Origin of the sequence: Scopulibacillus daqui, assembly GCF_016908855.1 — a bacterium.
In the GTDB taxonomy this organism is placed as follows: Bacteria; Bacillota; Bacilli; order Bacillales; family Sporolactobacillaceae; genus Scopulibacillus_A; species Scopulibacillus_A daqui.
Genome location: NZ_JAFBER010000009.1, coordinates 39,870 through 52,483, shown reverse-complemented (window position 1 = coordinate 52,483; position 12,614 = coordinate 39,870). Strand labels below are relative to the sequence as shown.

Below are 12,614 nucleotides of genomic sequence, written 5' to 3'. Positions count from 1 at the left end.
TACATAATAAATATTTAAAAGCAACAAAATATCGAACGATTTTATTAATTATATAATTTAATGTTCGTTTTTACATTGACTTTTAATACTGGTAATTGATAAACTTAGTATGTTGTAAATATGACATTTACTTTTATTTTTATTTTGATAAATTTGGGGGCGTTACAATGTCTTCTGTAGTAGTTGTAGGAGCTCAGTGGGGCGACGAAGGAAAAGGTAAAATCACAGACTATCTTTCAGGCCATGCTGAAGTTGTTTCACGTTATCAAGGCGGCAACAATGCCGGACATACCATCGTTTTTAACGGAAAAAAATATAAATTGCATTTAATCCCATCAGGTATTTTTTATAAAGAAAAGATTTGTGTGATCGGCAATGGTGTTGTTGTTGATCCGAAAGCGTTAGTCAAAGAAATTAAATATCTGCATGACAACGGCATTTCAACGGATAATCTCCGAATCAGCAACCGTGCTCATTTAATTCTGCCTTATCATATTAAGCTTGATATTGCGGCAGAAGAAAGCAAAGGTTCAAATAAAATCGGCACTACAAGAAAAGGTATCGGCCCTGCTTATATGGATAAAGCAGCTCGTGTCGGCATCCGCATGGCAGATCTTCTGGAGCCGGATACTTTCAAAGAAAAGCTTGAGAAAAACTTAGAAGAAAAGAACCGGCTGTTAGAAAAGGTCTATGAAACAGACGGTCTGCGCTTAGAGGATATTCTTGACGAATATTTGGGCTACGGCGAAGAAATTAAGTCTTATGTGTGCGACACATCCGTCGTATTAAATGATGCGCTTGACCAAGGAAAAAGAGTATTGTTTGAAGGTGCGCAAGGTGTCATGCTGGATATCGACCAAGGCACGTATCCTTTTGTAACTTCTTCAAATCCTGTTGCGGGCGGCGTTACCATCGGTTCTGGTGTGGGTCCATCAAAAATACAGCACGTTGTCGGTGTTGCCAAAGCCTATACAACTAGAGTTGGCGACGGTCCATTCCCTACAGAATTGAATAACGAAATCGGTGACCGCATTCGCGATATTGGCAATGAGTACGGTACGACAACAGGCCGTCCTCGCCGAGTCGGCTGGTTTGATAGTGTGGTTGTCCGCCATGCCCGCCGTGTCAGCGGAATGACTGATTTGTCATTAAACTGCATAGATGTTCTTTCCGGTCTAGATACAGTAAAAATCTGTGTCGCCTATAAATATAACGGCAAGATCATTGAAGAATTTCCTGCCAGCCTTAATGTCCTCAGCCAATGCGAACCTGTTTATGAGGAAATGCCTGGCTGGAAAGAAGACATTACAAACGCAAAAACGCTATCTGATCTTCCAGAAAACGCTAGACATTATGTAGAACGCGTATCTCAGCTGACAGGCATTCCTTTATCCATTTTCTCTGTAGGTCCGGACCGTGAACAAACACGTCTTGTCCGCGGCGTCTTTGCATAAATATTGACTTTGTTGGGCACCAATAGTTGTTTTGGTGCCTAACAAAAAAATTTAAAAAACCCTTGCATTTATTTTAAATGATGCTATAATTAATTATGTTGTCGCGATAAGTTATTAAATAACGGCAAACATTGCAGAGGAAGAAACAGTTCTCCAATTTTATTCCTCGAAGTAAATTTATTTTTTATATCGTCGCGGGGTGGAGCAGTCTGGCAGCTCGTCGGGCTCATAACCCGAAGGTCGTAGGTTCAAATCCTACCCCCGCAACCACTATTTATCAAATGTATTGCACTGATTTGCTTGAAATACATAATACTGAATGAAATAGGTCCCGTGGTGTAGTGGTTAACATGCCTGCCTGTCACGCAGGAGATCGCCGGTTCAAATCCGGTCGGGACCGCCATACATAGAACGATGAAGAATAACGGCTCGATAGCTCAGTCGGTAGAGCAGAGGACTGAAAATCCTCGTGTCGGCGGTTCGATTCCGTCTCGAGCCACCATTTATAGCAAATTCAGCACGCTGTGTCAGGCAGGGTGCTTTTTAGTTATTTGCCAATCAGAAATTAGAGTTTTTATATAACGGTTTATAAAGACGGCAAGATCTATGGCGTTTTCCGGAAATAACCCCTGTCATCAAAGGCAGGGATGTATTTTTGTGTTCATATAACATATGGCACTCACCGCTCCTTGCCAAAAGTATTTTTCAAGATGTATATCTTTTTCGCGTTTCATGGATATTTACACAAGAATGACAACATCAAAAATTGTCCTTCTGTTTTCTATTTCTTAGTAAAGAAATTAATTTATAATGAAGTTTTCTTAAATGAAAGGTGTTTCCAAAAAAATATCTAATACATAAGATAATGCCTTTCATTGAAACTTCAATCGGCTGCGCAATATTTTCGCTAAAGGCTTAAAAGCAGCATCAACCGCAACGGGACGAATACAAAAGGAGATTTACACAAGGAGTTATTCAATTTTTTTAAAGGGCTTGTCAAGATTTATACAGGTGTCTATGAATATCTGACTTTTTTCTGGAGTGTCAGAGAATGTAATTGATGAAAGCAGCGGTGAATCACCTTCTTTTTTATGCCTTGTCTAAATATAACCAGACCACAATATGGTGAATGTATGGTAAAATAGAAGGAATGAGAAACTATGATTTTATAAGATAACGTTCAAAAAAGATAGGAGAAACAATCGTTTGTTTTCCTGCTCTTTTTGAACAAACACTCATTAAAATGAAGATTAAAGCCAGAAGGGGTAGACCTTTAATGGATAAGAAAATATTAGTTGTTGATGATGAGCAGCCTATTGCTGACATCCTGCAATTTAATTTAGAAAAAGAAGGATATGAAGTTATTTGCGCTTATGACGGCGAAGAAGCTTTGCAAAAAGTTGAAGAGGAAAAGCCGGATATGATTCTCCTGGATGTTATGCTTCCGGTCAAAGACGGCATGGAAGTGTGCAGAGAAATCCGCAAGAAGTATAATACGCCGATCATTATGCTGACAGCCAAAGACTCTGAAATTGACAAGGTGCTTGGACTGGAGCTTGGCGCGGATGATTATGTGACTAAACCTTTTAGCAATCGCGAATTGATTGCCCGGGTAAAGGCCAATCTCCGCCGCCATCAAAACGACACAGAACCAGAGGAACAGACAAGTGAAATCACAATCGGCGCTCTTGTCATTCATCCAGATGCCTACCTTGTCACTAAGCGCGGTGAAGCGATTGAATTGACGCACCGTGAATTTGAATTGCTTCATTACTTAGCGAAGCATTTAGGACAAGTTATGACCCGTGAGCATTTGCTGCAAACGGTATGGGGCTACGATTACTTCGGCGATGTGCGTACAGTCGACGTGACGGTGCGCAGGCTGCGGGAGAAAGTAGAGGACAACCCAAGCCGTCCAGCATGGATTATTACAAGGCGCGGTGTAGGATATTATTTAAGAAATCCAGACCAGGAGTAGTCTAACATGAAGAAAGTCGGTTTTTTTAAATCGATTCAATTTAAATTTCTATTAGTTTATACATTGCTTATTCTTTTGGCAATGCAGCTGATCGGTGTTTACTTTACCGACCAGTTGGAGAAAAACTTTCTGAATAACTTTAATAACTCGCTTAAGTCTCAAGCGAGCATGCTTTCTTATAATATTGGAGAAGCCGTTAAGGAAGCAAGGGAAAGCGGAGAGGGCAACAACCCTAATGATGTCATTGATAAGATCCGGGACCAGCTTTCTGAAACAGGCGGAGGACTGAAAGTCGCCCAAGTTATTGATCAATCAGGCAAAATTATAGCCACATCTGATCCGGCTCATTCAGATATCGTTGGCAAGCGGACAACGAACAATACTGTGATGCGCGATGTATTAACATCAAACGGCATGAAGCTTTATACGAAAAGAGATGCTTCTTCAGGAGAGAGAGTCAGGGTATTGACCGATCCGATTGAAGTTGACAATCAGCATTACGGGATTCTTTATGTTGAGAAATCGCTTGAAGGCGTATATAAAGATTTGAGGTCGATTAACCAAATTTTAGCAACAGCCACACTGTTTGCCTTGATTGTCACCGCGCTTCTCGGCGTCTTTTTGGCAAGAACGATCACGAAGCCGCTTGCCCAATTGCAAAGGCAAGCTGTTGCTGTTGCCCAAGGGGATTTTACAAGGAAAGTCCGGCAGTTTGATGAGGATGAAATCGGCCGGTTAGCCGTTTCTTTTAACAACATGACTGAACGGCTGCATGAGGCCAATGAGACAACAGAAGCTGAAAGAAGAAAACTCAAATCAGTGCTTGCCTATATGACGGACGGCGTTATTGCAACGGATAAAAATGGACATGTGATTCTTATGAATAAGCGCTCAGAGGAACTCCTCGGCGTCTATAAACAAAATGTGCTGGGATCATCCGTTATTGATTTGTTAAAGCTTCAAGGAGAATTTACAACTTATGATCTTTATCATCTAGATGATTCCGTTATTCTTGATTTTAGTTCAGATGACCAAGTTTTTCTTTTAAGGGCTCATTTTTCTGTCATTAAAAAGGAAAACGGCGAATTAAACGGTCTGATTGCCGTTCTTCATGATGTTACAGAACAAGAACAAATAGAAGCGGAACGGCGGGAATTTGTGGCCAATGTTTCGCATGAGCTAAGGACGCCGCTGACAACTATGAAAAGCTATCTGGAAGCTCTCCAGGACGGCGCCATTAAGGAAGAAGCTTTAGCAACGAAATTTTTAGATGTGACCCAAATGGAAACGGAACGAATGATCCGGCTTGTTAATGATTTGCTTCAGCTTTCAAAAATGGACGCTAAGGACTATACCATTAACCGGGCAAGAACGGATTTTGTAGAGTTTTTCCATAAAATTATTGACCGGTTTGAAATGTCCAAAAAGCAAAATATCCGTTTTATACGGAAATTGCCTAAAAATCCGGTCTATGTTGATATCGATCGGGATAAACTCACTCAGGTCATTGATAATATTATCTCAAATGCTCTTAAGTATTCTCCTGAGGGCGGCGCGGTTACATTTAATGTTGTCCATCTGGGGCGTTTTATTAGAATAAGCATCAGTGACCAAGGTGTCGGCATTCCTAAGGATCATTTAACCAAAATTTTTATGCGCTTTTACCGAGTCGATCGGGCCCGTTCGCGGAAACTTGGCGGCACAGGGTTAGGGCTGGCTATAGCCAAAGAATTGATCGAAGCGCATGGCGGAGAGATTTGGGCTGACAGTGAATGGAACAAAGGATCCACGATCTCGTTCACCCTCCCGGTTCATAAGGAGGGAGAAAAGGTATGACACGCGAAACAGGGAAAACTATCCTGCTGACCCTATTGGTTCTGCTGAGTGTTGTACTGACCTGGAATATATGGTTTTATCAAACATCATACAAATCTTCTAAAGGTCCTTCTGATTCTGTTAAAAATATAGCGATTGCCGATTCGAAAAGTTTAAAAGACGTCGTTAAACCAAGCTTAGCGATCTTTTATCGCGGCAATGGCATGTACGGCATAACAAAAAGTGATTCAGTCGGCAAGATTTACTCGCTTTTCCGAAAAGCTAAATTCACAAATGTTTATCCAATATACGGGCAGCATAATATACCGCAGCGCGGCGGAAACAACGGGTATGAAATCGTATTTCCTGCGCCTGTCACTATTGCTGCTCTGCAAAAGCTTTTTAATTTCGATTCAGAAGATCTGTCTGTGCAGAATAACTTAATGATTGACAGAGTTGAGATTTTTAATTCATCGACAAACAATAATCAAGCCATGGCGCTTTTTAAAACGCAAAAGGACAAATCAGCCTTTTACGCAACGGTCAAAGATTTAAATATGAATCATCTGTATTCGCTATTCAGCAATTCAAATTTAGTGTCTTATTATAAACAGCAGCTAAAGGCGAAAACAGTTTATCTGCCAGCAGTTAAAACAAAAGTCAGATCTATTCTGAGCTTTTACGATACAGTATCTTTTACTGACTTTGTCCCCATTTTGTTCAACGATCCGGATAATGCGGTTTATAGCAAAGGCTCTTATTCGGATGGCAGCCATCAGCTCGAGAAGTCGGGGAATGTCTTGCAATATGTTAATCCGGCAATCAGCGACAACTCAGCTGATATTGAAGATCCTATTATTCACAGCTATGAGTTCGTTAACGGCCATAAAGGCTGGACCGATGATTATATTTACGACGGCATCACGGGCAATTCGTTTTCAGAACATCAGGAGGTTAACTTCCGTATAAAGATCGGCAATTACCCTATCATTAGTACAGAAGCGTATCCTAACCAATACTTATGCCTGATTAACCTTGCTTGGAAAGACAATGAACTGCAAAAGTTAAATAGGACATTATTAAATCTTAATCCTATTGACCAAAGGGAGTCTGTAACGTTAGAATCTGGACAAGAAGTGCTCCAGATGCTCAAAACAAAGGCGTCTATCATGCCTAAGGACATTGATGATTTACGGATCGGTTACCGGATGAAAACAGTCTCTGATTCTAATTCATCCATTAATTTAGTACCGGAATGGTTTTACAAACAAAAAGGAAAATGGCATTCAATTTATGATGCCGCGCAACCCAAAAAGCCTTTAGAAGGGGAGTCGAGTGCGTCATGAATTGGAGCAAAACAAAAACAATCTTTATCATTTGTTTCTTGCTTCTCGATCTTTTCCTGGGCTATCAGCTTTATGAGCGGCAAGTAAGAAATGAAAACTATGATAATCTCGTCCAGAATAGCGCTGAGGATATTTTACAAAAAAATAATATCAAAATAGACGTTCCCATTCCTGATGTGGAAAATAAAAATATAACATTTTTAAAGGGAAGAAGCTTAAAATTTGTCGACAGCTCGGGAGATTTAATTGATGATTTGAAGACACTTGAAGGCTCTAAGGATAACCCGAAGGAAAAAATTACAGCCTTCAAGAATGGGACGCTGATAGAGGGAACCCTTTCCAAGCCTGTCCCGGTTCCAAAAAATAAATCTGAACGAGAGGACTTTTTGAATCAGTATATTTATAAAGGCAGCGACTATTCTTATTGGAAGCTAGACGAAGAAAACCACATGATGCTATTTGTACAAAAATATGAGGACAAACCTGTTTTTATTAAAGACAGGAAAGACATTAATATCCTTCAGTTATTAATTTCTGACGGCAAGGTGACAGGCTACCGTCAAACCTATTTTAAATTTAAAAAGACGAATCAACTGGATATTATTAATCCGACGACAGCGATTAATAACTTATGGAGCAAGAACGTTTTGCCTGTCAGCGAACATCCAAAGATTAAGAAAATCCAATTAGGCTATTATAATCTCGTCGGTGATGTTAACACCAATCAGCCATTAATATTTGTTCCAGTGTGGTATTTTAAAGTGAAAACCGACTCCGGACAGCATGAATACTTCGTCAACGCTGTCTCAGGATCGGTCCAGCCTACAGACGATAAACAAGATACGGAGTGACACGATGACTTTAAAGTATAGTGTTCTCGCCAGCGGAAGTACAGGCAATGCGATATATATAGAAACTGAACAGAAAAAGCTGTTAATTGACTGCGGATTAAGCGGGCGTAAAATGACCCATTTATTTAATAAAATCGGCAAAGATCCTCAAGATTTGGACGCCATTCTTGTTACCCATGAGCACAGCGATCATATCAAAGGACTCGGAGTATTTGCGAGGCGCTATAAGACGCCTATTTATGCCAATGCGAAGACATGGCAAGCCATGTCTTCAATTATTGGCGATATTTCTGTTGATCAGAAGTTTACCTTCGAAACGGGAACAACGAAGGCTTTCGGTGATATAGAAGCAGAATCTTTTGGCGTATCCCATGATGCGGCCGATCCTATGTTTTTCGTTTTTCATGCTGGCGGCAAGAAATTAACATTATTAACGGATCTGGGGTATGTGTCGGACCGCATTAAAGGAATTATCAAGCACTCTAACGCATATATCATAGAGTCGAATCACGATATTCAGATGCTGATGATGGGAAGATACCCTTGGAATATCAAGCGCCGCATTTTAGGGGATTCCGGGCATATTTCAAACGAAGATGCCGGGTTGGCTTTATCTGAAGTCGTTGGCAATGAAACAAAAAGCATATACTTAGCGCATCTTAGCAAAGATAACAATATGAAGGAGCTTGCTAGAATGAGTGTCCAGCAAAAGCTCGAGCAATACGGAATAAAAATAGGCGAACATATGTCAATTTACGATACAGATCCGGAAACGCCTACAGCTTTGGCTGCAATTTAAGGTTTAAAAAACAACGATTTTGGTTAAAGAATAAAAGCGTGAAAATTTTGCGTAAGTTATCAAAAATGTCCCATATTTAAATGAAAATGGGTACCTAGAGTTATAATAAATATAGATCAAATGACGCATAACAGAAGGGTAAGGTGATTATTTCAAATGGGATTCTATGATAGTGAGCATTCCTCTTCAGAAGAACCTCGCCGCAGCGGACCCCGTCGAGGCGGATGGTTTCTCGCAGGCCTTGTCGGGGCCATTGTCGGCGTTGTCGTTATGCTAGTTTTAACACCTGTTTTATCTAATTTAGGCTTCCTTCCTTATAATGTTAATACACAAGGTCAAACGGATGTTACTGGCCCGACAACAACGAAGAATGTTAAGGTTGATGTCAATTCAGCCGTTACAAAGGCTGTTTCCGATGTTTCGCCAGCGGTTGTCGGCGTTATTAATGAACAGAAGGGCCAAGACTTCTTCAGCGCCCTTAATGACCAATACAGCGAAGCAGCTTTAGGCTCAGGCATTGTTTACAAGAAAGATAATAACTATGCCTATGTTGTCACAAACAACCATGTTGTTGAAGGCGCCAGCAAAGTTCAAGTACAGCTGGATAACAATACGAAAGTCAATGCACAAATTCTAGGCAAAGATGCTCTATACGATCTTGCTGTCCTAAGAATTCCGGCTGACAAAGTGAAAAAAGTCGCTCAATTCGGCGATTCATCTGACTTAAAACGCGGCGAACCGGTTGTTGCTATCGGCAATCCGCTCGGTTTCTCCGGTACAGTTACAGAAGGGATTGTCAGCTCGAATAACCGCGTGATTCCGTCAACACACGGCAATGTTTCTTATCAGGCGCCGGTTATTCAAACCGATGCAGCCATCAACCCTGGTAACAGCGGCGGCGCCCTTGTTAATATTGAAGGGCAAGTCATCGGCATTAACTCATCGAAGATTTCGGAGCAAGATGTTGAAGGCATCGGCTTCGCTATTCCAATCAATGTCGCAAAACCAGTTATTCAACAGCTTGAAACAAACGGAAAAGTTGAACGCGCCTACCTTGGCCTTCAAATTATAGATTTAAGCATGATACCGGCTGGAGAATTGCAAAAACTTAAAGTTCCAGCTAATGTGAAGAGCGGCCTTATCGTAGCTAAGGTATCCAATGGCTCACCAGCCGATAAAGGCGGCCTTGAAGCCGGCGACGTTATCACAGAAGTCAACGGCAAGAAAATCACAAGCTATATTGACTTCTCAACTTACCTCTATACGAAGCTGAAACCAGGTGATACAGTGAACATGAAAGTATACCGCTTCGGCAAAGAAAAGAATGTATCATTCAAACTCGGCGGCAAAGAATTCTCATAATCAAAAACGGGAGCAGGAGAGCTGGGACTCTCCTGCTTTCCTGCGTTTTTTGGAAATTGCTATTCTAGAACAGATTAATAAATAAAGAAAGGATGAAAAGCTTGAAGCGATTTGTCTGCTTAGAGCATGTCGAACTAGCATTAGAAGAGGTTGTTGACAACTATCAAACCGCACCTGTCATTGAAAAGATAAACAATGAGAAAGATTTATCCACAACATGTGAATACTGCAAAAAAACCGCGGAATATATAGTAACAAACTAATGTGCCCATACACTATATGGACCACTTATGTGGATATGTGGATAACTTCTGTGTATAACTTGTTTATAGAGAGGGATAACTTGTGAATATCAGTATATTAACAGTTGGCAAACTAAAAGAAAAATATCTAAAACAAGGCATCGGTGAATACGTTAAACGGCTGGGTCCTTATGCCAAAGTCGCCATTGCTGAAGTGCCAGATGAAAAAGCTCCCGATCAATTAAGCGACGCCGAAGTTGAAGAAGTCAAACGGGTCGAAGGCGAGAAACTCCTTGCCAAAATCAATTCCGACACATACGTGATAGCCCTCGCTATTCAAGGCAAACAGATGACTTCTGAACAATTAGCGAAGAAGATAGACGAGCTGGCCACTTACGGAAAAAGCAAGATTGCCTTTGTGATTGGCGGATCACATGGACTAAGCGATGCCGTGCTGCAGCGCGCGGATATGCATTTATCTTTTTCTAAAATGACTTTTCCGCACCAGTTGATGAGATTGATTTTGGTAGAGCAAGTGTATCGGGCTTTTAAGATTAATCGGGGGGAGCCGTATCATAAGTGAGCGGTGTCTCCCTTTTAAAAAGCCTGAACTAAACAAAAGTAAAGTATTTATCAGTCTTACCCTAATCAGCAATTTGAAGGACAAAATCCATTCATATCGCCAAACCTTGCCCCTCACGTTATAAATTAATCATCCAATTTATTCGTAAAAGATCCATTAATGCACCTCAACAATCTTAAAGTTAAATTTTCTAGCTCTTTTAATCTCTTTTAAAACCTATGATTTTATACCATTCATAAACAATAGAGCGAAAACTCATAAACTTCCTCATAGTTTACAACTGTACATATAGTTTTTAAATATTTAAATCTATTGACAATAGTGGTAGACTATTAGTAGGACATATTTGATTCGGGAAAGATGTGAGACTTTGCGGCATCCTGATTTGCTTGTAAAAGTCAAACAGGAGCACAGGCATCTTTTCTGCAAATCTTAGTGTATAGGGATGAAAAAAATGAGCAGCAGACGAACTAAAACAGACGTTATTTTAATTGGTGCCGGCATTATGAGTGCGACTTTGGGGACAATCTTGAAAGAGCTGGCACCAGACTGGGAAATTACAGTGTTTGAGAAGCTCGAAAATGCGGGAGAAGAAAGTTCCAACGAGTGGAATAATGCGGGAACTGGGCATTCTGCACTGTGCGAACTTAACTATACCGTCGAAAAACCGGACGGCTCGATAGATATCAGTAAAGCGATCAGAATTAATGAACAGTTTCAGGTGTCAAAGCAGTTTTGGTCTTATCTTGTAAACAACAACCTTATCCGTCATCCAGAGGACTTTATTATGCCGTTGCCTCATATGAGTTTGGTTCAAGGAGAAACAAATGTAGCTTTCTTGAAAAAACGATTTGAAGCGCTTTCAAAAAATCCTCTGTTTCAAGGGATGGAATTTTCCGATAATCCGAAAAAACTGAAGGAATGGCTGCCGCTTATTATGGAAGGGCGCACATCGAAGGAACCCATAGCGGCAACAAAAATCGACTCTGGAACTGATGTCAACTTTGGGGCTTTAACGCGCATGCTGTTTGACCACTTAAAAAGCAAAAACGTCGATATAAAATTCAAACATAGGGTGGATGATATTAAACGTACTGAAGACGGCTCATGGGAATTGAAAGTGCGGAATGACAGCGGAGACACCGAATATCATTCTGCAAAATTCGTCTTTATCGGCGCCGGGGGCGGAAGTCTTCTTTTATTGCAAAAGACAGGTATTCCTGAAAGCAAACATATTGGAGGATTTCCGGTAAGCGGACTGTTCCTCGTATGCAATAATCCAGAGGTAGTCAAACAGCATCATGCAAAAGTATACGGCAAAGCAAAAGTCGGTGCCCCTCCAATGTCGGTCCCGCATCTTGATACACGATATATCGACAACAAAAAATCATTGCTTTTCGGACCGTTTGCCGGCTTCTCGCCAAAATTTTTAAAAACTGGCTCAAACATGGATCTGATACGTTCTGTAAAACTGAATAATGTCTTAACGATGTTAGCGGCAGGCACAAAAAACATTCCTTTGACAAAATATCTCATTCAACAGCTTATGCTATCGAAAGAACAACGTATTGAAGAGTTGAGAGAATTTGTTCCGAATGCTAAAAGCGAAGATTGGGATATCGTCGTAGCAGGCCAACGGGTACAAGTGATTAAAGATACTGAAACCGGCGGCAAAGGAACACTTCAATTTGGCACAGAAGTTGTCAGCGCCGCGGACGGTTCGATCGCCGCATTGCTCGGTGCCTCACCAGGTGCTTCCACTGCCGTTCACGTCATGCTTGACGTAGTTAAAAGGTGTTTCCCGCAACATATAAAAGAGTGGGAACCGAAAATAAAAAAAATGCTTCCTTCCTATGGTTTGTCATTAATGGAAAATCCAGAACTTATCCAAGACATTCATGCTTCTACAGCACGGGCGCTTGGCTTAAGCGAAAACTTGCCGATTCAGGATGAAACGAATGAGCTGCGTTATTTTGAAAAAGAAACCGTGCCCGTTTAAAACTTTCAACAAAGCATTTTAAAGGTTGTTTATCATTTTCAATTAGGATCATAAAGTTTGGATATTTATAAAAAAGGTAAGAATGCTCATTTGATGGCGTTCTTACCTTTTTCTCTTCGTTGCTGCCGGAAGCAAATACCTCGGAAAAGATGCCGCTCATTCAAAAAAACATGAAAGCATAAAAA

10 protein-coding genes and 3 tRNA genes are annotated in these 12,614 nt (G+C 40.7%); all 13 read left to right on the top strand.

Features of this window, described 5'->3' with window-relative positions; translation table 11 throughout:
* The first annotated feature begins 167 nt into the window (after positions 1 to 167).
* The 13 genes from JOD45_RS08390 (at position 168) to JOD45_RS08330 (ending at position 12,429) form a co-directional block, all read left to right on the top strand.
* Complete coding sequence (locus tag JOD45_RS08390) at positions 168 to 1,454, top strand: adenylosuccinate synthase (RefSeq protein ID WP_205003444.1); 1,287 nt, start codon at positions 168 to 170, stop codon at positions 1,452 to 1,454.
* A 193-nt stretch (positions 1,455 to 1,647) separates the two neighbouring features.
* A tRNA-Met gene (locus JOD45_RS08385) sits at positions 1,648 to 1,724 on the top strand.
* A 57-nt stretch (positions 1,725 to 1,781) separates the two neighbouring features.
* Positions 1,782 to 1,857: transfer RNA gene (locus tag JOD45_RS08380), tRNA-Asp, on the top strand.
* Positions 1,858 to 1,880: 23 nt separating this feature from the next.
* Positions 1,881 to 1,956 (top strand) — tRNA-Phe (locus JOD45_RS08375).
* 774 nt (positions 1,957 to 2,730) lie between these two features.
* On the top strand, positions 2,731 to 3,432 hold the full coding sequence (gene yycF, locus JOD45_RS08370) for a response regulator YycF (protein ID WP_205003443.1): 702 nt from the start codon (positions 2,731 to 2,733) through the stop codon (positions 3,430 to 3,432).
* Between the two features lie 6 nt (positions 3,433 to 3,438).
* A complete protein-coding gene (gene walK / locus JOD45_RS08365; RefSeq protein ID WP_205003442.1) occupies positions 3,439 to 5,268 on the top strand; it encodes a cell wall metabolism sensor histidine kinase WalK in 1,830 nt (609 codons plus the stop codon).
* Positions 5,265 to 6,593, top strand: coding sequence for a YycH family regulatory protein (locus JOD45_RS08360; protein ID WP_205003441.1), 1,329 nt, complete (start codon positions 5,265 to 5,267; stop codon positions 6,591 to 6,593). Before walK ends, JOD45_RS08360 begins: the two co-directional genes overlap by 4 nt.
* The gene (locus JOD45_RS08355; protein WP_205003440.1) at positions 6,590 to 7,444 is read left to right on the top strand and encodes a two-component system regulatory protein YycI; all 855 of its coding nucleotides are present in this window, start codon (positions 6,590 to 6,592) and stop codon (positions 7,442 to 7,444) included. Before JOD45_RS08360 ends, JOD45_RS08355 begins: the two co-directional genes overlap by 4 nt.
* Before the next feature lie 4 nt (positions 7,445 to 7,448).
* Entirely contained in the window at positions 7,449 to 8,243 is a 795-nt protein-coding gene (locus JOD45_RS08350) for an MBL fold metallo-hydrolase (protein WP_205003439.1), read from the top strand.
* 156 nt (positions 8,244 to 8,399) lie between these two features.
* A complete protein-coding gene (locus JOD45_RS08345) occupies positions 8,400 to 9,605 on the top strand; it encodes a S1C family serine protease (RefSeq protein ID WP_205003438.1) in 1,206 nt (401 codons plus the stop codon).
* Positions 9,606 to 9,706: 101 nt separating this feature from the next.
* Positions 9,707 to 9,868 (top strand): CxxH/CxxC protein, encoded by a 162-nt coding sequence (locus JOD45_RS08340; RefSeq protein WP_380896917.1) that lies wholly within the window; start codon positions 9,707 to 9,709, stop codon positions 9,866 to 9,868.
* An 82-nt stretch (positions 9,869 to 9,950) separates the two neighbouring features.
* Positions 9,951 to 10,430, top strand: a complete 480-nt coding sequence (gene rlmH, locus JOD45_RS08335) for a 23S rRNA (pseudouridine(1915)-N(3))-methyltransferase RlmH (RefSeq protein WP_205003436.1) — start codon at positions 9,951 to 9,953, stop codon at positions 10,428 to 10,430.
* Positions 10,431 to 10,884: 454 nt separating this feature from the next.
* The gene (locus JOD45_RS08330) at positions 10,885 to 12,429 is read left to right on the top strand and encodes a malate:quinone oxidoreductase (RefSeq protein ID WP_205003435.1); all 1,545 of its coding nucleotides are present in this window, start codon (positions 10,885 to 10,887) and stop codon (positions 12,427 to 12,429) included.
* Positions 12,430 to 12,614: the final 185 nt, after the last annotated feature.

Excerpts from the sequence above, each read along its gene's own strand:
- JOD45_RS08390 (WP_205003444.1), top strand. The coding sequence starts at position 168 with ATGTCTTCTGTAGTAGTTGTAGGAGCTCAGTGGGGCGACGAAGGAAAA.
- yycF (WP_205003443.1), top strand. The coding sequence starts at position 2,731 with ATGGATAAGAAAATATTAGTTGTTGATGATGAGCAGCCTATTGCTGAC.
- walK (WP_205003442.1), top strand. The coding sequence starts at position 3,439 with ATGAAGAAAGTCGGTTTTTTTAAATCGATTCAATTTAAATTTCTATTA.
- JOD45_RS08360 (WP_205003441.1), top strand. The coding sequence starts at position 5,265 with ATGACACGCGAAACAGGGAAAACTATCCTGCTGACCCTATTGGTTCTG.
- JOD45_RS08355 (WP_205003440.1), top strand. The coding sequence starts at position 6,590 with ATGAATTGGAGCAAAACAAAAACAATCTTTATCATTTGTTTCTTGCTT.
- JOD45_RS08350 (WP_205003439.1), top strand. The coding sequence starts at position 7,449 with ATGACTTTAAAGTATAGTGTTCTCGCCAGCGGAAGTACAGGCAATGCG.
- JOD45_RS08345 (WP_205003438.1), top strand. The coding sequence starts at position 8,400 with ATGGGATTCTATGATAGTGAGCATTCCTCTTCAGAAGAACCTCGCCGC.
- JOD45_RS08330 (WP_205003435.1), top strand. The coding sequence starts at position 10,885 with ATGAGCAGCAGACGAACTAAAACAGACGTTATTTTAATTGGTGCCGGC.